General features: G+C 71.4%; 13 protein-coding genes and 1 tRNA gene. 11 read left to right on the forward strand and 3 right to left on the reverse strand.

The features are described 5' to 3' along the window. From OJ997_RS20805 to OJ997_RS20835, 7 genes are all read left to right on the forward strand, one after another. The coding region (locus OJ997_RS20805; protein WP_505011400.1) for a phage tail family protein at positions 1 to 4,255 on the forward strand (4,255 nt) is incomplete at its 5' end. Beyond that, on the forward strand, positions 4,252 to 4,812 hold the full coding sequence (locus OJ997_RS20810; RefSeq protein WP_270027155.1) for a hypothetical protein: 561 nt from the start codon (positions 4,252 to 4,254) through the stop codon (positions 4,810 to 4,812). The genes OJ997_RS20805 and OJ997_RS20810, both read left to right, overlap by 4 nt. A gap of 59 nt (positions 4,813 to 4,871) precedes the next feature. After that, positions 4,872 to 6,779 carry an APC family permease gene (locus OJ997_RS20815; protein WP_270027156.1) on the forward strand — a complete coding sequence of 636 codons (1,908 nt, stop codon included), beginning with the start codon at positions 4,872 to 4,874 and terminating at the stop codon, positions 6,777 to 6,779. Then, positions 6,776 to 6,952 (forward strand): hypothetical protein, encoded by a 177-nt coding sequence (locus OJ997_RS20820; RefSeq protein ID WP_270027157.1) that lies wholly within the window; start codon positions 6,776 to 6,778, stop codon positions 6,950 to 6,952. Before OJ997_RS20815 ends, OJ997_RS20820 begins: the two co-directional genes overlap by 4 nt. Further along, complete coding sequence (locus OJ997_RS20825; protein WP_270027158.1) at positions 6,949 to 8,928, forward strand: amino acid permease; 1,980 nt, start codon at positions 6,949 to 6,951, stop codon at positions 8,926 to 8,928. The genes OJ997_RS20820 and OJ997_RS20825 overlap by 4 nt, the downstream gene beginning before the upstream one ends. Before the next feature lie 23 nt (positions 8,929 to 8,951). Further along, entirely contained in the window at positions 8,952 to 9,368 is a 417-nt protein-coding gene (locus tag OJ997_RS20830) for a potassium channel family protein (RefSeq protein WP_270027211.1), read from the forward strand. Next, positions 9,368 to 10,051 carry a potassium channel family protein gene (locus OJ997_RS20835; RefSeq protein WP_270027159.1) on the forward strand — a complete coding sequence of 228 codons (684 nt, stop codon included), beginning with the start codon at positions 9,368 to 9,370 and terminating at the stop codon, positions 10,049 to 10,051. The genes OJ997_RS20830 and OJ997_RS20835 overlap by 1 nt, the downstream gene beginning before the upstream one ends. Positions 10,052 to 10,232: 181 nt before the next feature. Here OJ997_RS20835 and OJ997_RS20840 read toward each other — a convergent pair whose 3' ends face one another. Beyond that, positions 10,233 to 10,991: a helix-turn-helix domain-containing protein gene (locus OJ997_RS20840; protein ID WP_270027160.1), complete on the reverse strand. Its 759-nt coding sequence runs from the start codon at positions 10,989 to 10,991 to the stop codon at positions 10,233 to 10,235. Positions 10,992 to 11,144: 153 nt separating this feature from the next. Between OJ997_RS20840 and OJ997_RS20845 the strand changes: the two genes are divergently transcribed. The 4 genes from OJ997_RS20845 to OJ997_RS20860 all read left to right on the forward strand — a co-directional run bounded on the left by OJ997_RS20845 (position 11,145) and on the right by OJ997_RS20860 (position 16,151). Beyond that, positions 11,145 to 11,216 (forward strand) — tRNA-Gln (locus tag OJ997_RS20845). A gap of 85 nt (positions 11,217 to 11,301) precedes the next feature. Continuing rightward, positions 11,302 to 12,612: a 3' terminal RNA ribose 2'-O-methyltransferase Hen1 gene (locus OJ997_RS20850; RefSeq protein ID WP_270027161.1), complete on the forward strand. Its 1,311-nt coding sequence runs from the start codon at positions 11,302 to 11,304 to the stop codon at positions 12,610 to 12,612. Beyond that, positions 12,609 to 15,083, forward strand: a complete 2,475-nt coding sequence (locus tag OJ997_RS20855; protein ID WP_270027162.1) for a polynucleotide kinase-phosphatase — start codon at positions 12,609 to 12,611, stop codon at positions 15,081 to 15,083. Before OJ997_RS20850 ends, OJ997_RS20855 begins: the two co-directional genes overlap by 4 nt. Positions 15,084 to 15,158: 75 nt before the next feature. Then, positions 15,159 to 16,151 (forward strand): metallophosphoesterase family protein, encoded by a 993-nt coding sequence (locus OJ997_RS20860; protein WP_270027163.1) that lies wholly within the window; start codon positions 15,159 to 15,161, stop codon positions 16,149 to 16,151. Here the strand turns inward: OJ997_RS20860 and OJ997_RS20865 are convergent. Together OJ997_RS20865 and OJ997_RS20870 are read right to left on the reverse strand one after the other, a co-directional pair. Next, entirely contained in the window at positions 16,148 to 17,929 is a 1,782-nt protein-coding gene (locus OJ997_RS20865; protein ID WP_270027164.1) for an ABC transporter ATP-binding protein, read from the reverse strand. The two genes, OJ997_RS20860 and OJ997_RS20865, sit on opposite strands and share 4 nt — an antisense overlap. Next, a complete protein-coding gene (locus OJ997_RS20870; RefSeq protein WP_270027165.1) occupies positions 17,926 to 19,683 on the reverse strand; it encodes an ABC transporter ATP-binding protein in 1,758 nt (585 codons plus the stop codon). The genes OJ997_RS20865 and OJ997_RS20870 overlap by 4 nt, the downstream gene beginning before the upstream one ends. Positions 19,684 to 19,694 lie beyond the last annotated feature (11 nt).

Genomic DNA, 19,694 nt, shown 5'->3' on the forward strand with positions numbered 1-19,694 from the left:
GGTTGCCGGGGCCGGCGCGGCCGAGGCCGTCGCTGCGCCCGCGGCGCCCAGCGTCGGGGCCGCGCAGGCCGCGGTGCCCGAGGCGCTCGCTGGGGCGGGTGGACCGGTGTCGGTGCTTGGGTCGGCCGGGGCGATCGCGGGGGCCATGGGTGGGCTCTCTTCGGCCGTCGCCGGTGGCGGGCTCGCGGTCGGTAGCGGCGGTGCGACCGGGCCCGCGGCGGCGCCCGCCGGCCCGGCGCCCGACCTCGGCGGCGCCGGTGGTGGCGAGAGCGAGGGCGGGGCGGCGAAGGAAGGGCCTTCGGACGAGGAGCTGGCCGAGATCGAGGCGCAGCTCGCCGCCGGGTCGCAGACGCAGGCGGAACCCGAGGAACCGGTCGGGGCGCCCGAGTCGATCGCCGCGCCCGCCGCGGCCGAGCCCGACGCGGCCGAGCCCGAGCTCGGACCGGACGACTCGGTGGCGGAACCGGCGGCCGAGGCGGACAGCGGCGCGCCCGATCCCGCGGCCGACGCGGCGGCGCTGCAGGCGTTCACGGGCGAGCCGGGCGCGGCGATCCCCGACGTCGAGCCCGCGCCGACACCTGAGCCGGCGGCCGAGGTTGCGCCCGAACCTGAACCCGCGGCCGAAGCGGACGAGGCAGGCGGCGCCGAGACGATGATCGCTCGGGCTCCCGCGGAGACGCTGTTGCCGCCGCCGACCGAGGAGCTGGCGGCGCCGGAGCCGGACGAGGAGCCCGAAGGCGACCCGGCGGCGATCGGCGCGGACGCGCAGGGCGAGATGGAAGCCCTCGGCGCGAGCGGCGGTGGCGAGTTCACCGGCGGCGGCGGAGGCGGCGGTGGTGGGGGAGGCGCCGTCGAGGCCGAGCCCGAGCAGCCGGCTCCGGACGTCAGCAACGCCGACCCGGCCGCGGCGGTCTCGGCGGCGGCCGGCCTCAAGCCCGCGCAGATGCTCGAGACGCTGGGCAGCGCCGAGACGACGGCCGCGAACCACGTCACCAAGGAGCACGAGAAGCTCGCGGCGCAGCCGCCCGAGCTCGAAGCGGGCGGCGGGGCGGACGGCCCGGCCGCCGACGAGAAGCACGTCTCCACGCCGCCCACCCGCCCGCAGACCACGAAGGCGGCCGAGAAGACCGGCGGCGAGCCCGAGAAGCCCGCGCCGACCCCGGCACCGCCCGCGAAGGCGCCGCTCCCGCAGGGCCCCGCGCTCAAGCCCGACGAGAAGGGCAACGTCTCGTCGGGCGACGGGGCCAAGATCAAGGCCGCGATCGACGCCCTGCCGACCACGGACGGCGCGGTCGCGGTCCCGCAGATCAGCACGCCGAAGCTCAGCCTCACCGGCGCGGCCGACCCCGGCCAGATGGCCGAGCAGCAGCAGCACCTGCACCAGACGGTCGGCAAGGCCACGGCGCAGGGCGCGCAGGAGGCGAACGAGCCGGCCGGCGAGAACGACCTCGCGCCCACCGTCAAGGCCGAGAAGATCAAGGCCGAGATCCCCGCCGGCACGGCCCAAGCCGCACCCGGGGCGGCCGGGCCCGGAGCGGGCGACGACGTCGCGAGCATCGTCGCCGAGCAGGAAGAGGGCCCCGCGCTCAAGGCCGCCGCCGCGCAGGCGTCCTCCCAGATCAACGCCGAGAAGTCCCAGCACGCGTCCAAGGCCGCCCAGACCAAGGCCGCCGCCGTCGAGGATGCCCAGGCCGAGGAGGCCAAGGGCAAGGCCGACCAGATCGCCGAGCACGCCGCGGCCAAGGCGGGCGTCTCACAAGCCCGCCAGGACTGGACGTCCGATCAGAAGCAGCAGGCCGACCAAGCCAAGCTCGAGGCGACCGGCGCCGTCGGCGAGGCCCACACCGCGATCAGCTCCGAGAAGACCCGCGCCGAAGCCGACGCGATCAAGCACGTCGAAGCCGGCCGCAAGGAAGCCGAGGACCACAAGCGCAAGGGCGACGAGGAAGCCCGCAAAGAGAAGGACAAGGCCAAGCAGGAAGAGGGCGGCGGCGGCTTCTTCGGCTGGGTCGCGTCCAAGGCCAAGGCGCTCTATGACAAGGTCAAGGACGGCATCACCGCGGTCTTCAACAAGGTCCGCAGCGCGATCACCACGGCCATCAACAAGGCCAAGGAGCTCGCGCACAGCGTCATCGACCGCGCCGTCAAGTTCGTCGCCGACAAGGTCAAGGCCGTCGCGGGCAAGCTGCTCGCGATCGGCGACCGCCTGATCCCGGGCTTCGCGGCCGCCCGTCAGAAGTTCGGCAAGTGGATCAAGGACCGCGTCAAGCAGGCGGTCACCGTGCTCAACAAGATCGTGACCGCCGTCAAGGACGGCATCCGCAAGGTCATGACCGCGGTCGGCAACGCGCTCAAACAGGGCCTGGACCTGCTCAAGAAGGGCATCAGCGCCGCGATCGACGCCGTCAAGAACGTCGTCAAGGCCGCGATCGAGAAGGCCAAGGCCGCGATCGCCGCGCTCGGCCAGTTCGCAAGCATCATCAAGGACATCGCGTCCAACCCCGGCCAGTGGCTGAGCAACCTGGGCGCGAGCGTCGTCGACGGCATCAAGAACCACCTCTGGACCGCGTTGAAGACCGCCGTCCAGGGCTGGTTCAACGAGAAGCTGGAATCGCTGCTCGGCCTTGGCAAGAGCGTCCTGGGCCTGCTCCAAAAGGGCGGGATCGGGATGGCGCAGGTCGGCAAGATGGCGTTCGAGGCGCTCAAGGCCGCGATCCCGCCCGCGCTCATCGCCCTCTTGGTCGAGCGTCTGGTCAGCATGATCGTCCCTGCCGCGGGCGCCGTGATGGCCGTCGTCCAGGGCCTGATGGCGGCCTGGGGCGCCATCCAGAAGATCCTCGCCGCGATCGACCGCTTCATCGCCTTCCTGAAGGCCGTCAAGTCCGGCAACGCCGGCCCGGCCTTCGCTCAGGCCCTCGCCGCCGCCGCGGTCGCCGTGATCGAGTTCGTCAGCCAGTTCCTGCTGCGCAAGATCGCCGGCGCGGCCGCCAAGGTCGCGGGCAAGATCAAGGCGATCGCGCAGAAGATCGGCAAGCGCCTGATGAAGGTCGTCAAGAAGGTCGGCAAGACCGTCAAGCGCGGCGTGAACAAGGTCAAGCGCGGCGCGACCAAGCTCAAGGAGAAGGTCTTCGGCAAAAAGAAGAAGAAGACCAAGGAAGAGGAGCGCGAGGACAAGCAGAAGCGCCTGGACACCGCCGTCGCCGCGATCGAGCCGCAGGTCAACGCGATGCTCTCCAAGGGCACCACCGGCCTGCTGTTCAAGGCCAAGCTCCTGTACTGGAAGGTCCGCTATCGGCTCACGGCACTGGAGCTCAAGAAGCAGGGCAACGACGTCGAGGTCATCGCCAAGGTCAACCCGTTCAAGGCGGCCGGCCGGGGCAAGCAGCCGACCCCTGCCCGCGTGCGCGAGCTCGCCCACATGGTCGCCGACAAGATCCTCGCCCGCCCCGACGTGATCGCCGCCGCCGAGCGCCTCCACGGCCACTACGTCAAGGCCGAGGAGGAGCGCCTCGCGGGCAACAAGAAGTACCCGCCGGCCCAGCTCGAGCCCAACGTCGGCATCCCGTCGATGGTCCGCGCCGCCAACGACCACGCGAGCGAGTCGCCGCTGAAGGTCAAGAAGACCCGCACCGGCGAGGGCCAGCCGCCGGTCAGCGAGGTCCAGGGCCAGGGCAGCTACACGAACGCCGTCGTGGCCATGCGCCACGCCGACTACCCCGCGATCGCCACCGCGCTCCAGGGCGCCAAGCTCTCCGACCGCGAGATCGCCGCCCAGCTGCGTGACATCGTCGCCCGCGGCGAGCTGATGACCGAGAACAAGAAGCACGCGCAGCTGATCAACCGCGTGGCCGTGCTGATGTTCGGCCGCGAGTCGATCCGCAACCCGGGCAACCTGGCGATGGCGCCGATGACGCTCGACCTGATCGCCCGCGGCGACATGAGCTTCACCGAGGCGTTCGCCGGCCACGAGAACGACCCGGAGCGCCACGGTGGCCGCGGCGCGTTCCCGATGTCGATGCGCGACGCGGTCCCCGCCGCCCGCGACAACGCCGCCGAGGACGACCGCCCGGTGCCCGGCCACGGCCCCGCCGGCCCCGTCGCCGCCCGCGCGGAGCTGCGCAAGCGCGAGGAGGAGCTCGTGGTCCGCTGGCTCACCGTCCACGCGGCCAGCAAGAATGGCCTGCTCGCGATGACGGAGGCGACCATCATGAAGTACATGGAGGAGAAGGTCTTGGCGATTTACGGGCTGCGATGAGCGCCGACCAGACACGCGTCGCGCTCTCGCCCGACGTCACCCGCGACGACGTGGAGACGGCCGCGTGGGTGATGGACTTCTTCATCGACCACCGCACGGACGGCGACAAGGACACGCCGCGCGAGGACGTGTGGCGCACGATCGACGAGAAGACGTGGCTGCACGAGGTCGAGGACCCGGTCACCGGGCTGCGCTTCCTCGTCGTGCGCGGTGAGGACCGCGACAAGCACGTGCGCCGGATCCGCAAGGAGCTGGACACGGTCACGCACACGGAGGCCCTGAAGGCGCTCAAGGCGGCCTCCTCCCGCGACGACAAGCTCGAGGCGCTCTACCAGACCGGGATCGCCGCGCCCGAGGAGCCCAACCAGCGTGTCGTCTCCGCGCTCACCAAGGCGCTCGAGGGCGAGGACGACTACCACCTGCGCCAGGCCGCCCTGATCGCGATCGCCTACACGAGCTGGCCGGACTTCAAGGCCGCCGTGAAGACCGCCGCCGAGGACGACGAGTCCGAGGCCGTCCGCAGCACCGCCCACGGGATGCTGAAGGCCTTCAAGTAGCGACGTAATCTGGGGTCAATGGGTGTTCGCACCCATCTCCCTAGAATCGCCCTCCGCACATGGCAAGACGCCGGCTGGAAGGACTGGAACGAGTCCTGGGGGTCAACGCCCTCTTCTCGACCGCTTACGGGAACGTCGGCTCCTCCATCTATTACGCGCTCGGCCTCGTGGCCGCGCTCGCGCTCGGCCTCACGCCGATCGTCTTCCTGGTCACGGGCTTCTTCTTCCTGTGCACGGCCGCCACGTACGCCGAGGCGACCGCGATGTACCCGGAGGCGGGCGGCTCGAGCTCCTTCGCCCGGCGCGCGTTCAACGAGTTCTGGTCGTTCTTCGCCGCCTGGGGCCAGATGCTCAACTACGTGGCGACGGTCGCGATCTCCGCGTTCTTCGTCCCGCACTACCTCGGCAGCGCGTTCGGCTGGGCGGCGCTGCGCCACTCCCCGGGCGACATCATCGCCGGCGCGATCATCATCGGGCTGCTGGCGCTGATCAACGTCGTCGGCGTCAAGGAGTCCGCGGGCCTGAACATCGCGCTCGCGGTCGTGGACTTCCTCACCCAGGTGCTGCTCGTGGTGGTCGGCGCGGCGCTGGTGCTCGGCGCGGACCCGGGGCAGCTGATCGACAACGTCGAGCTCGGGGTGGCGCCGACGTGGAAGGACTTCATCCTCGCGATCCCGATCGGCATGATCGCCTACACGGGCATCGAGACGATCTCGAACATGGCCGAGGAGGCCAAGGACGAGATCAAGACGATCCCCGCCGCGATCAAGCGCGTGGCGATCGCCGTCTTCGCCATCTACTTCACGCTGCCCGCGGTCGCGCTCGTCGCGCTGCCGGTCACGCAGGACCCCGTCACGGGCGAGTACTCCACGCTGCTCGGCCTCTCGGAAGAGGAGGGCGGCTACGCGGGCGACCCGATCGCGGGCGTCGTGGCCAACCTGGACCTGGGCGCGCTCCAGACGCCGGCGGAGATCTACGTCGGCATCCTCGCGGCCACGATCCTGTTCCTGGCCACGAACGCGGGCCTGATCGGCGTCAGCCGGCTCGTCTACTCGATGGGCATCCACCGCCAGCTGCCGGACCGGCTCAGGCAGCTGCACCCGAAGTACCGCACGCCGTGGATCGGGATCCTGCTGTTCGGCTTCCTCGCGATCCTCATCCTGCTGCCGGGCCAGGCCGGCTTCCTCGGCAACCTGTACGCGTTCGGCGCGATGCTGTCGTTCACGATCGCCCACTCGGCGGTGATCCGGCTGCGGCTCAAGCACCCGGAGCTGCCGCGGCCGTACCGGGCGCCCGGCAACCTGCGCTTCCGCGGCCACGACCTACCGGTGTTCGCCTTCCTCGGCGGGTTCGGGACGTTCGCGGCGCTGGTCGTGACGATCGTGCTGCATCCCGACGTCGCGATCACCGGCGTCGCCTGGCTGTCGCTCGGCGTAGTCGTCTACCTGCTCTATCGCCGCGGGCAGGGGCTGGACCTGACCCACACGCACAAGGTCGCGATCCCGCAGCCCGTCGTCGACCACGAAGCCGAGTACGACTCCGTGCTCGTCCCGCTCAGCGACGGCTATGACGAGTCGGTCATCGCCACCGCGGCCAAGCTCGCGGCCCGCCGGCGGCGTGGGATCCACGTGCTGGCGCTCGTCACCGTCCCGAGCGCGCTGCGGATCGACGCGAAGATGCCGGAGGCCACCGCGGCCGCGGAGTCGCTGATCGAGCAGGCGCGGCTGCAGGCGGGGGCGCGCGTGAGCGGCCACGTCGAGCGGGTACGGCCCGGGCAGGCCGGCCGGCGCATCATCGAAGAGGCCACCGACATGCGCGCGGCGGCGATCGTGATGCCGCTGCCGCGGCGCATCAACGGCGCGTCCGTGTTCGGCAAGACGCTCGAGACGGTGCTCGCCGAGCGGCCGTGCCGAGTCATCATCGAGTCCTCGCCCTCAGCGCACCGCCACCAGGAGATGATCGTGTGATCCGGATGCTGCGCGGCTACATCCTTCCCGCCCTGATGATCCTGATCGGCGTCGGTCTGATCGTAAGGACAATCCTTGGCGGTGGCGGTCCGGTCGCCTTCGGGCTGATCATCGGCGTGCTGTTCATCGCCGCCGGCGCGGGCCGCATCTACGTCGAGCGGGGCCTCAGGTGAAGCGCAAGGCCCCGTCGCTGAGGAAGCAGCTCGGCTCGCCCGCGCTGTTCGGGATCGTCCAGGGCTTCATCGCCGCGTCGATCTACTTCTCAACGGGGCTGGTCGCCGAGCGGGCGCTCGGCCTGACGTGGGCGGTGTTCCTCGCGGGCGGGGTGCTGTTCGCGTTCATCGTCCCGGTCTACGTCGAGGGCGCCTCGCTGCACCAGGAGCGCGGCGGGGCGACCGTGATCGCGCGCCACGGGTTCAACGAGCTCGTCTCGTTCATCGCGGGCTGGGCGATCTGCCTGGACTACCTGATCCTCGTCGCGCTGTGCGCGTTCGCCTCCACGGACTACCTCGGGCTGTTCTGGGGCGCGTTCAACAGCGGCGTGACCGAGTTCCTGATCGGCTCGGCGATCGTGCTCTTCGTGGCGCTGCTGGCGATCCGCGGTGGCGGGCCGCGGCGCTTCGAGCGCGCGGCCGTGCTCGTCCTCGGCGACCTCGTGCTGCAGGTCCTGCTGGTCGTGCTGGGCCTGGCGCTGCTGTTCGAGCCCGACGTGCTCTTCAACCCCGCCGCGATCGCCGGTTCGCCGTCGGCCGAGGACCTCATCTTCGCGTTCCCGCTCGTGCTGGTGGCCTTCAGCGGCATCGACGCGTCCTCCGGGCTCGCCGGGCAGGTCAAGATCGGCCGCGCCGGCCTGCGGCGGCTGATCGGCGTGCGCCTGCTGGCGGCGCTCGTGCCCTACCTCGGGATCGCGCTCGTCGCGTCCTCCGTGCTGCCCCAGACCGGCGACCGCTGGGTCGAGGCGCCGCTGCTGGGCGTCGCGAACGCGTTCGAGCAGGCCTGGATCCGCGAGCCGCTGAAGTACCTGATCGCGATCTCGGCGCTGGTGATCTTCCTCAGCGCCGCGCAGGCGGCCATGCTCGGCCTGTCCCGCCTCGGCTACGCGCTGTCGGTCAACCGGCAGATCCCGTCCGCGTTCGGCTCCCTGCATCCCACGCGAGCGACGCCGGTGGGGATCATCGGCTTCGGCGCGATCACGGCGATCGTGCTGCTGATCCCGGCCGACATGGAGTTCCTGGCCGCGATCGCCGCGTTCGGCGCCACGATCGCGTTCACGATCGTCGGGCTGTCGGTGATCCGGCTGCGCTACCGCGAGCCCACCCGCGACCGGCCGTACAAGATGCCGCTCAACGTGCGCTTCCGCGGCGGCGAGCTGCCGCTGCTGGCCGTGGGCTGCGTGCTCCTGTCGGGCGTCGCGTTCTTCGCGCTGCTGGTCGAGCACGGCGCGGCGCGCTGGGTCGGCGTGGTGTGGATGGTGGCCGGGATCTCGCTCTACCTCGGCTATCGGCTCTCCCAGGGCAAGGACGTCTTCAAGCGCGTGACCGTGCCCGAGTCGGCGCTGACGCGGCGGGCGCGCGAGGTCGAGTTCGGCTCGATCCTCGTCCCGGTCCTCGGCACGCCGCTCGACGACGACATCATGCAGACGGCGGGCCGGCTCGCGGCGGAGGAGAACGACGAGGACGCGGGCGCCGTGATCGAGGCGATCTGGGTCTTCGAGGTGCCGATGACGCTCGCCCTGGACGCGCGCGTGCCCGACGCGGAGCTCAAGCGGGCCCGTGCCGCTCTGAAGCGCGCGAAGGCCGTGGGGGAGGAGTACGAGGGCGTGGAGGTCGCGACGGCGATCGTGCGGGCGCGCAAGGCGGGCGCGGCGATCGTCAAGGAGGCCAAGCGCCGCGGCGTGGAGGCCGTGGTGCTCGCGGCCGAGGAGCCGACCCGCGTCGGCGGAGGCCTGCGCCTGGGCGGCAAACCGGGCCTGCACGACACGAGCGTGGGGGAGACGACCCGCTACGTGATCAACAAGGCCACGTGCCGCGTGATCCTCACCGCACCGCCCGCCGCGCGCACCTTGGACCCGATGGGCGTGGAGCCCGTCGAGGCGCCGATTCCGCTCGGCCACGCGCGCGGCGTGTCCGACGAAGAGCCCGGACGCTAGGGTTTCCGGCTGTGTTCGTACTCGTGGTCGGAGCAGGGCGCGTCGGCGCGGCCCTCGCGACGTCGGCTTTGGGCCGCGGTCATACCGTGTCCGTCTTGGATGAGGATCCGCTCTCGCATGAGCGTCTGGACGTCGAGCTCGGCTCGTCCTGGGAGGAAGCGGGAGGCCGCTTCACGATCGGGACCGCCATGGAGATCGACGCGCTGATCGAGGCCGGGGTCGAGGAGGCGGACGTGTTCATCGCCTCGACCAACGGCGACAACACCAACCTCGTGGTCGCCCAGATCGCGCAGCGCCGGTTCAAGGTGGACCGCGTGATCGCCCGTGTGCTCGATCCGCGCCGCGCGGCGTGGTACCAGGAGCAGGGCCTGCAGACGATCTGCCCGACGCAGATCGCGATCGAGCAGCTGCAGCAGGCGGCGCTCGGTGAGGTCCTGTGATGGAGGACGGGCTCTACGTCATCATCGCGGGCGCCGGCAAGGTCGGCTGGAACCTGGCCCGTGAGCTGCTCGAGAAGGGGCACGAGGTCACCTGCGTCGAGCAGGACCGCCGTCGCTACCTGACGGTCGAGCAGGAGCTCGAGCACGCCGTCCAGTACGGCGACGCGACCGAGCTGTGGGTGCTCGAGCGCGCCGGCATCCAGCGCGCCGACCTGGTCGTGGCCGTCACCGGCGACGACGAGGACAACCTGCTGATCTGCCAGGTCGCGAAGGAGAAGTACCTCTGCGAGCGGATCATCGCCCGCGTGAACAACCCGCGGAACCTGGACCACTTCAAGCTGCTGGGCATCCAGCCCGCGGTGTCCGCGACCGACCTGATCCTGCGCCTGATCGAGCACGAGGTGCCGCGCTACGGCCTCGTCCATCTGCTCGATCTGCCCGAGGAACGGCTCGAGATCATCGAGCTCGTGGTGTCTGAAACGGCGCCTGCAGCGGGCCGCGAGATCCAGAACCTGGGCCTGCCCGAGGGAGCACTCGTGATTTCGGTGCTTCGCGGCGGGTCGGGCTTCGTGCCCAAGGCGGACACGGTCGTCGAGGCCGGCGACGAGGTCCTCGTCGTGCTTGACCCGGGCATCGAGCAGGACATCACCGACCTCTTCGTCGGTGAAACTGCGCACGGCTAAGGCCGCGTTCCCGTACCATTCGCGACAAGACGCACCTCGACGCCACCAGAGCGCTACCCCGCGCTCGCCTGCGAACAAAGGGCACCCCTCCGCCCTGGGCCCAGTAGGCATAGGCGGCGCGAGCGGCAAGCGGCCCGCCCCCTCACGGGAGCGGGCCGCGCCGTCGCTTCTCTGTGAAGGCTTAAGCCGTGTGCCGCTGGAACGCGATCGACGAGTGGTCGTCGACCGGGCGCTGACGGGCTTCGGGCGGATCGCCCAGGAGCAGCCAGCCGCCGTCGGGCCGGCGCTCGACCTCGCCGCGCGCGATCAGCTGACCGAGCGCGGTGGTGACGGACGGCCGGCGCGCGCCGACCATGCCGGCCAGCGTGCGGTGGGGAAGGCGCAGTGAGACCACGACGCCGCCGGGAGCCACGCGGCCCCAGCGCTCGGCGAGGCACCACAGCAGGGCGAGCAGGCGGTCGTCGACGCGCGTGAGGTGGGCGATGGCCTGCATGACCACCAGCCGCTCGGCGCGTCGCGCGGCCCGCTCGACGAGCGAGGCGAAGATCTCCGGCCACTGCGCCGCGCGAACGGCGAGCGCCTGATCGATCACGGCGAGGCGCACCTGGCTCAGGGCGCTCCACTCAACGGTGCGGGGAAGCAGGACCTCGGCGTCCCGATCCTCCCAGGCCCGCAGCAGATCTCCCGGCCCGAGGAGCTCGGCGCACGGGTGATCGCCCACGATCGCCTCGCGGACCAGTAACCCGTCCAGGACGAGCAAGCCGATCGGGTTCGTCCCGCCCGCCAACGCGCGGGCTGGGGACCACGGCCCCCGTGGCACGTCGATCGACCGCGCGAACAATCGCTGGCTGACCTCCCGCACCCGACGCGGGTCCAACCCGCGAGCGAGCTCCGGGTCTGCTTCCAACAGCTGTACTGAGCCGTTCCCGGCGTCTGGCATGCGAGCGAAGTTCCTCGTCGATCGCGCGGGAGCGGCTGCCCCCGCTAGGCCGAGCTTCAATGTAGCGCCGAGAATACCTGCGGGGAAGGCGTAGGAACTACGTCGTGTCGGGTATTCCCGTTTCGAGCTTCCTATACTGCTCCCAGCACCCGGTGCCGGGTGGTGTAATTGGCAACACACCAGTCTCTGGATCTGGTATTTGGGGTTCGAGTCCCTGCCCGGCAGTCAACGGCCCCGTGAGGGGCCGTTCTTCGTTAAGCGGCGGTTCGAACCCGAAACGGGATGCAGCGGTCCGGTACGGTCTCGCGCCGTGCTCCTGAGCATCTCGACCACGCACCGGCCCGCGACCGATCTCGGGTTCCTGCTGCACAAGCACCCCGACCGCGTGCAGGAGTTCCGCCTGCCGTTCGGGGTCGCCCACGTGCTCTACCCCGAGGCGACCGAGGAGCGCTGCACGGCCGCGCTCGTGCTGGAGATCGACCCGGTCGGCCTCACGCGGCGCGGCAAGAGCGCGTTCGCGCTCGCCGAGTACGTCAACGACCGCCCGTACGTCGCGTCCTCGTTGCTGAGCGTCGCGCTGGTGACCGTGTTCAAGACCGCGCTGGAGGGCCAGAAGCCCGAGCTGGCGGCCACGCCGATCCCGCTCGTGGCCGAGCTGCCCGCCGTGCCCGCGCGCGGCGGGGAGGAGCTCGTGCGGCGGCTGTTCGAGCCGCTCGGCTACGCGGTCGAGGTGCGGGAGATCGGCAGCGCGCGGCATGTCGGGCTCACGCTGAAGGCCACGACGCGGCTCTCGGCCCTCCTGACGCACCTGTACGTCCTGCTGCCGGTCCTGGACGACGAGAAGCACTACTGGGTCGACGAGGCCGAGATCGAGAAGCTGCTGCGCCGTGGCGAGGGCTGGCTGCCCCAGCACCCTGAACGGGCGCTGATCACGCGGCGCTACCTCAAGCACGAGAAGCGGCTCGTCTTCGGCGCGCTGCAGGCGCTCGACGAGGCCCAGCCGGTCGAGGCCGACGGTGAGCAGGAGGAGGCGCTGGAGCGCCCGGTCTCGCTGCGCGACCAGCGGCTCGGGACGGTCCAGGCCGTGCTGAAGACCGCGGGTGCGCGCAGCGTGCTCGATCTGGGCTGCGGCGCCGGAGCGCTGCTGGAGCGGCTCGCGAAGGACGGCTACGAGCGCCTCACGGGCGCCGACGTGTCGGCGCGCGCCCTGGAGATCGCCGAGCGCCGGCTGCGCGACGCCCGCAACGTGACGCTTTTGCACAGCCCGCTGACATACCGCGATAAACGCTTCCGCGGACACGACGCGGCGGCCCTGGTCGAGGTGATCGAGCACCTGGACCCGCCGCGGCTGCGTGCGCTGGAGCAGAACGTGTTCGGCTCGGCCCAGCCGGCGACGGTGGTCGTGACGACCCCGAACCGCGAGTACAACCGGCTCTGGGAGACGCTGCCCGCGGGCGAGTTCCGCCACGGCGACCACCGCTTCGAGTGGACGCGTGCGGAGTTCGCGGCCTGGGCGGGGCACGTGACCGAGAGCTACGGCTACGGCGTCCGCTTCCTGCCGGTCGGTCCCGAGGACCCCGAGGCCGGCCCTCCCACGCAGATGGCGGTGTTCGAGCGATGAAAATCGAGCTGGGCGATCCCTGCCTCGTCGTGCTGATGGGCGCGTCGGGCTCGGGCAAGAGCACCTTCGCGGCCGAGCACTTCCTGCCGACCGAGACCGTCAGCAGCGACTTCTGCCGCGCGCTCGTGGCCGACGACGCCAACGACCAGTCGGCGTCGCAGGACGCGTTCGCCGTGCTGCACGAGATCGTCGGGCGGCGCCTGAAGCGCGGCCGGCTGACGGTCATCGACGCCACCAACGTCCAGAAGGAAGCGCGGGCGCCGCTCGTGCGGATCGCGCGCGAGCACGACCTGTTCGCGACCTCGATCGTCCTCGACGTGCCGGAGAGCGTCTGCCAGGCGCGCAACGCCACACGGCCCGACCGTGACTTCGGCGAGCACGTGATCCGCCGCCAGTCGCGCGAGCTGCGGCGGTCGCTGCGCTTCCTGCAGCGCGAGGGCTTCCGGCACGTCCACGTCGTCAAGGACGGCGAGGCCGTCGAGATCGTCCGCGCGCCGCTGTGGACGAACCGCAGCGTCGAGCAGGGCCCGTTCGACATCGTCGGCGACGTCCACGGTTGCCGTGAGGAGCTGGACGCGCTGCTTTCGCAGCTCGGCTACGGGGAGGACGGGCACCCCGACGGGCGCCGGCTCGTGTTCGTCGGCGACTACGTGGACCGCGGCCCGGACACGCCCGGCGTCCTGCGCACCGTCATGCGCCTGACCGAGCGCGGCCACGCGATCTGCATGCCCGGCAACCACGACTTCAAGCTCGCCCGCAAGCTCGGCGGGCGCGACGTCCGCATCACGCACGGCCTCGCGGAGTCGCTCGAGCAGCTCGAGGCCGACCCCGTCGAGGGCGTCCTCGACTTCCTCAAGGGCATGACCAGCCACGCCGTCCTCGACGGCGGGCGGCTCGTCGTCGCCCACGCGGGCATGCCCGAGCACTACCAGGGCCGCAGCTCGCGCCGCGTGCGCGAGTTCGCGCTCTACGGCGACACGACGGGGGAGACCGACGAGTTCGGCCTGCCCGTGCGGCTGGACTGGGCGGCGGACTACCGGGGCCACGCGACCGTGGTCTACGGCCACACGCCGGTCGCGTCGCCGGAGTGGCACAACAACACGATCAACATCGACACCGGCTGCGTGTTCGGCGGCGCGCTGACGGCGCTGCGCTGGCCTGAGAAGGAGCTCGTCAGCGTGCCGGCGGCGCGCGAGTACTACGCGCCCGCCAAGCCGCTGATCCCGCTCGAAGAGCGCCCGGACCAGCTGCTCGACCTCGACGACATCGCCGGCAAGCGGATCGTCCAGACCCGCCTCGCGCGGACGGTCACGATCCGCGAGGAGTCGGCCGCGGGCGCGATGGAGGTCATGAGCCGCTTCGCGACGGACCCGCGCTGGCTCGTGTACCTGCCGCCGACGATGGCCCCGACCGCCACCTCGCAGCGCCCGGACGCGCTCGAGTACCCGACCGAGGCGTTCGCCGAATACCGCGCGGAAGGGCTCACCAGCGTCATCTGCGAGGAGAAGCACATGGGCTCGCGCGCGATCGCGGTCGTGTGCCGCGACGAGTCCGTGGCCAAGGCCCGCTTCGGCGGGGAGGGGACCGGCGCGCTCTACACGCGCACCGGCCGCCCGTTCCTCGACGACGCCGAGCCGGCGCTCGCCCGCATCCGTGAAGCTGCCACCCGCGCCGGCCTGTGGGAGAAGCTCGAGAGCGACTGGTTCGTGCTCGACTGCGAGCTGCTGCCGTGGTCGGCGAAGGCGCAGGAGCTGATCGAGCGCCAGTACGCGTCGGTCGGCGCGGCGGGCACCGCGGCGCTGGGCGCGACCACGAACGTGCTGGAGACGGCGCTCGCGCGCGGGCTCGACGTGGGCGCGCTGCTCGAGCGGACGCAGGGCCGCGCCGCCCGCGTGAGCGGCTACGTCGACGCCTACCGCCGCTACAACTGGCCCGTCGCCGGGCTCGAGGACCTGCGGCTCGCGCCGTTCCACGTGCTCGCCGCCGAGTCGGGCGCGTTCGCCGAGCGTGACCACAGCTGGCACCTGGAGCTGTGCGACGCGCTCGTGGACGCCGACCCAGACTGGATCCGCCGCACCGAGCGCCGCGTCGTCGATCTCACGAGCCCGGAGAGCGAAGCCGAGGCCACGGCCTGGTGGGAGGCGCTGACCGCGGCGGGCGGCGAAGGGATGGTCGTCAAGCCGTTCGCGTTCACGACCCGCGGCCGCCGCGGACTCGCCCAGCCCGGCATCAAGTGCCGCGGCCGCGAGTACCTGCGGATCATCTACGGCCCCGAGTACGACGCGCCCGACCAGATCTCCCGCCTGCGCTCCCGCGGCCTCGCCCGCAAGCGCTCGATGGCCGGCCGCGAGTTCGCGCTCGGGATCGAGGCGCTGGAGCGCTTCGTACGCGGTGAGCCGCTCTACCGCGTGCACGAGTGCGTGTTCGCGGTGCTCGCGCTGGAGTCCGAGCCCGTGGATCCACGCTTGTAGTCACGCCCCCGCAACATCGCGTCGCCCGAAGCGCCATAGCGTGGCCCTCGCTCACAGCGATTCGGGAGGCTCGCCTTGTCTGCAGATCACACGACCCGCCGTCGGTTCATCGCGGGAGCCGGAGCGGCGAGCGCCGCGCTGGCGCTCACACCGTCGGGCGCACTCGCCCACGGCGGCGGCCCGCGCCGCGGCGGCTCGATCCGGCTCTTGCACTTCACCGACGCGCACGTCACGCCCGGCGTCGCCCGTTCGGAGGCGCTGACCAAGCGCGCGCTGCAGCTCGGGCTGGCCTACCGGCCCGACGTGGTCGTCCAGGGCGGCGACGCGATCATGGACGCGCTCTACGCGAGCAAGGCCGACACGGCGGCGCAGTGGGCCGTGCACCAGCGCATCTACAAGGGCATCCGGACGCCGGTCGCCCACGTGATCGGCAACCACGACTGCTGGACCGGCTCGGGCTCGAGCGGCGATCCGCTCGGCGGGAAGGCGTGGGCGCTGCGCGAGTACGGGCTCAAGTCGGGCTGGTACGCGCTCAAGCTCGGCGGCTGGAAGCTGATCGTGCTCGACTCGATCGAGCTGACGGGCGGCGGCGGGTACGTCGGGCGGCTCGGCGACCAGCAGACCGCGTGGCTGCGCGCGGAGCTCGCCGCGACACCGCGCTGGATGCACGTCGTGCTCGCCACGCACATCCCGATCCAGACCGCGCTCCCGCTCACCGACGCCTCCCTGCGCCAGCCCGACGGCTCGTTCCGCGTCCCGGGCGGCTGGGGCGTGCACTCCGACCTGCCGGAGATCAACGAGCTGCTGCTGGACTTCCCGAACGTGCGGCTCGCGCTGTCCGGCCACAACCACGTGCGCGACGACATCACCTACAACACCGTGCGCTTCGCCTGCGGCGGCGCGGTCAGCGGCAACTGGTGGGACGAGGGCGACCCCGGCTACCGCGACACGCCGCCCGGCATCGCGATCGTCGACCTCCAGCGCGACGGCACGGCGGAGATCGGCTACTTCAGCTACCGCGAGGTCGGTCCCCGCGAGCCCTCCGCCGACGGTCCGGCGCGCCCTTAGGCCGCGGCCTGCTCGCGCCAGTCCTCGTGCAGGCGCCAGTAGTGGCCGCCCAGCGCCAGCAGCTCGGCGTGGGTGCCCTGCTCGACGATCCGCCCGTGCTCCATCACGACGATCTGGCCCGCCCGCTCGATCGTGGAGAGCCGGTGCGCGATCACGATCGCGGTCCGGCCTGCCAGCAACCGCCGCAGGCCGGCTTCGATCTTGGACTCCGTATGCACGTCGACGTTGGACGTGGCCTCGTCGAGGACGAGGATCCGGGGATCGGCGACCAGCGCTCGCGCGAAGGCGACGAGCTGCCGCTGCCCGGCCGAGAGCTGGACGCCGCGCTCGCCGACCGGCGTGTCGTAGCCGTGCTCCAGCCCGCCGATGAAGTCGTCGGCACCCACGGCCGCGGCCGCCGCCCGCACTTCCTCGCCTGACGCGTCCGGCCGCCCGAACGCGATGTTGTCCGCGATCGTGCCGCTGAACAGGAACGCCTCCTGCGGCACGATGCCCATCTGGGAGCGCAGGGAGGACGCCGTGACCGTGCGCAGGTCGTGGCCGTCGACCAGCACGCTCCCGCTCGTCGGGTCGTAGAAGCGGGCGACGAGCTTCGCGAAGGTCGACTTGCCCGCGCCGGTCGTGCCCACCAGGGCCACCGTCTGGCCGGGCGGCACCTTCAGGGTCACGTCGCGCAGCGCGTAGGCGTCGCCGCCGTAGGAGAAGGACACGTCGTCGAGGACGATCTCACCGCGCAGGCGGGGGAGGACGGTCGCGTCCGGCGCGTCGACGAGGTCGGGCTCCTCGTCGAGCAGCTCGAAGATCTTGTCGAGCGCCGCCATGCCCGCCTGGTAGGTCGTGTAGAGCTGGCTGAGCTGCTGGATCGGGTCGAAGAAGTTGTTCAGCGCCGCGAGGAAGGCGACCAGGACGCCGATCGTGATCTCGCCGTCGAGCGCCTGGAGGCCGCCGTAGAGCAGGATCCCGGCGGTCGCGATCGAGGACAGCAGCTCCACGCCCGGGAAGTACGCGGCGTTGAGGTTGACCGTCTTCATGTTCGCGCCGCGGTTCTCCTCGTTGAGCTCCTCGAAGCGGCGCAGGTGGCGCGGCTCCTGGCCGAACGTGCGGACGACGCGGATGCCCGACAGCGTCTCCTGCAGGTAGGCGGTGATCGCCGCGACCTTCTCGCGCGTGGCGCGGTAGGCGTCGGCGGAGATGATCCGGAACGCGAACGACGCGATCCCGAGGACGGGGAAGACGGTGTAGGTGATCAGCGCGAGCTCGGGGTCGAGCACGAACAGGATCACGGCTGTGCCGATCAGGGTCAAAGACGACCCGAAGAGCGTCACGATCCCGTCGCTGACCAGCGTGTCGAGCGCCTCGACGTCGTTGGACATGCGCGAGATCAGCACGCCCGCGCGGCGACGGGAGTAGAAGCCGACCGACATCCTCTGCAGGTGCTGGAAGAGCTGGACGCGCAGGTCCTGCAACGCGCGCTGGCCGATCCAGCCGACGAGGTACGTCTGCGCGTAGGTCGCGCCCCAGTAGGCGAGCGCGCTGACCATGAACGCGACGACGATCCACGTCAGCGCGGCCATGTCCTTGGGCACGATGCCGTTGTCGATCGCGAGCTTGGCCAGCGGCGGTGGCGCCAACGCCGCGGCGGTGGCGATGATCAGCGAGCCGAACATCAGTGCCACCCGGCCCCGGTACGGGGAGAGCAACGCCACGAGGCCGCGCAGCTTGCGGCCGCGACCGGAGGTCGCGCGCCAGCGCCGGATGAGGTCGTCGCGTTGGCTCACAGCCCCGCCACCTTCTCCTCCGGGACCTCGTTCAGGAACACCTGGTCCGTGCAGCCCTTGGTCGCGATCTCGTGGTAGAGCGGCGAGCGCGTGAGCAGCTCCTCGTGTGTCCCGCGCGCCTCCAGCCGGCCCTTCTCGAGCACGACGATGTCGTCGGCGAGCGCGATCGTCGACAGCCGGTGGGCGATCACGAACGTCGTGCGGCCCTCCATCACCTCGCGCAGCGCGGCCTTGATCTCGCGCTCGGTCGTGGCGTCGACGGACGAGGTGGCGTCGTCGAGGATGAGGATCCGCGGGTCGGCGAGCAGCGCGCGGGCGATCGCGATCCGCTGCCGCTGGCCGCCGCTCAACGTCAGCCCGCGCTCACCCACACGGGTGTCGTAGCCGTCGGGCAGCTCGTCGATGAACCCGGCGGCCTGCGCGCGCTCCGCAGCCTTCCGGATCTGGTCGTCGGTCGCGTCCGGCCGGCCGTAGGCGATGTTGCCGGCGACGGTGTCGCTGAACAGGAACGGGTCGTCGTCGACGACCGCGATCTCCCGCCGCAGCGCCACCAGGTCCACGTCGCGCACGTCCGCGCCGTCGATCAAGACCGCGCCCGACGTCGGGTCGTACAGCCGCGAGAGCAGCTGGACGAGCGTCGTCTTGCCCGAGCCGGTCGCGCCGACGAGCGCCACGGTCGAACCCGGCTCGACCGCCAGCGACACGTCGCGCAGCGCGTCCCGGCCGCTCCCGTAGGCGAAGGTGACGTCGCGCAGCTCCACGCGGCCGTTCCCCTCGGGCATCGGCGCGGCGCCGGAGACGATCGTCGGCTCGCGGTCGAGGATCTCGAACAGCCGCGCGCCGGAGGCCGACGCGCGCTGGGCCAGGCCGAGCGCGACGCCGAGCATCCGCATCGGCCCGATCAGCATCAGCAGGTACGTGTAGAACGCCGTGAAGTCGCCGAGCGTCAGCGTCCCGTTCATCACCTGGCGCCCGCCGACGAGCAGCAGCGCGGCGAGCCCGAGGTTCGGCAGGAAGGCGAGGAACGGGTTGTAGTAGGCGCGCAGCCTGGTCGCGACCATCGACTGCTCGAACACGCGCGTGACGTTGCCCTCGAAGCGCGTGAGCTGGCGTGGCTCGGCCGCGAACGCCTTCACCACGCGCACGCCGGAGATGTTCTCCTCGACGTCCGCGGTGACCTCGGCGATGCGCTGCTGGACCTCCTGCAGCGCAGGCCGTGAGCGCCGCCCGTAGCGCGTGGCGACGACGATCACGAACGGCACCGGGATCAGCGCGATCGCCGCGAGGCCGGGGGAGATGAGGAACATCGCGACCGCGCCGAGCAGGATCGTCAGCGCCGACTGCAGGATGAACACGAGCCCGTAGCCGAGGAAGAAGCGCACGGACGACAGGTCGACCGTCGCACGCGACATCAGCTGGCCGGTCTGCTGGCCGGCGAAGAAGCCGAGCTCGAGCTTCTGCAGGTGCGCGTACAGCAGCGTGCGCAGGTCGTACTCGATCGCGAGCGAGACCTTGCCCGCCACGAGCCGCCGCGCGACCGACAGGCCGAGCCGGCCGATCGCGATCACGACGATCAGGATCGCGAGCGTGCGCAGCCCGTCCCGGTCCTTGTCGGAGATCTGGTCGACGGCGCGGCCGGTCAGCCACGGGATCGCGACGGTGCAGACCATCGCGGCCGCCGCGAGCACGAGCGACCAGACGACACCCGACTTGTACGGGCGCAGGAAACCGAGTAGCCGTCCAAAGGTGTGCACGCAACTAACAG

Origin of the sequence: Solirubrobacter phytolaccae (assembly GCF_027587195.1) — a bacterium.
Taxonomy (GTDB): Bacteria; Actinomycetota; Thermoleophilia; order Solirubrobacterales; family Solirubrobacteraceae; genus Solirubrobacter; species Solirubrobacter phytolaccae.

Coding starts and splice junctions, on each gene's coding strand:
- OJ997_RS20835 (WP_270027159.1), top strand. CDS start 9,368: ATGGAGGACGGGCTCTACGTCATCATCGCGGGCGCCGGCAAGGTCGGC.
- OJ997_RS20810 (WP_270027155.1), top strand. CDS start 4,252: ATGAGCGCCGACCAGACACGCGTCGCGCTCTCGCCCGACGTCACCCGC.
- OJ997_RS20840 (WP_270027160.1), bottom strand. CDS start 10,991: ATGCCAGACGCCGGGAACGGCTCAGTACAGCTGTTGGAAGCAGACCCG.
- OJ997_RS20815 (WP_270027156.1), top strand. CDS start 4,872: ATGGCAAGACGCCGGCTGGAAGGACTGGAACGAGTCCTGGGGGTCAAC.
- OJ997_RS20855 (WP_270027162.1), top strand. CDS start 12,609: ATGAAAATCGAGCTGGGCGATCCCTGCCTCGTCGTGCTGATGGGCGCG.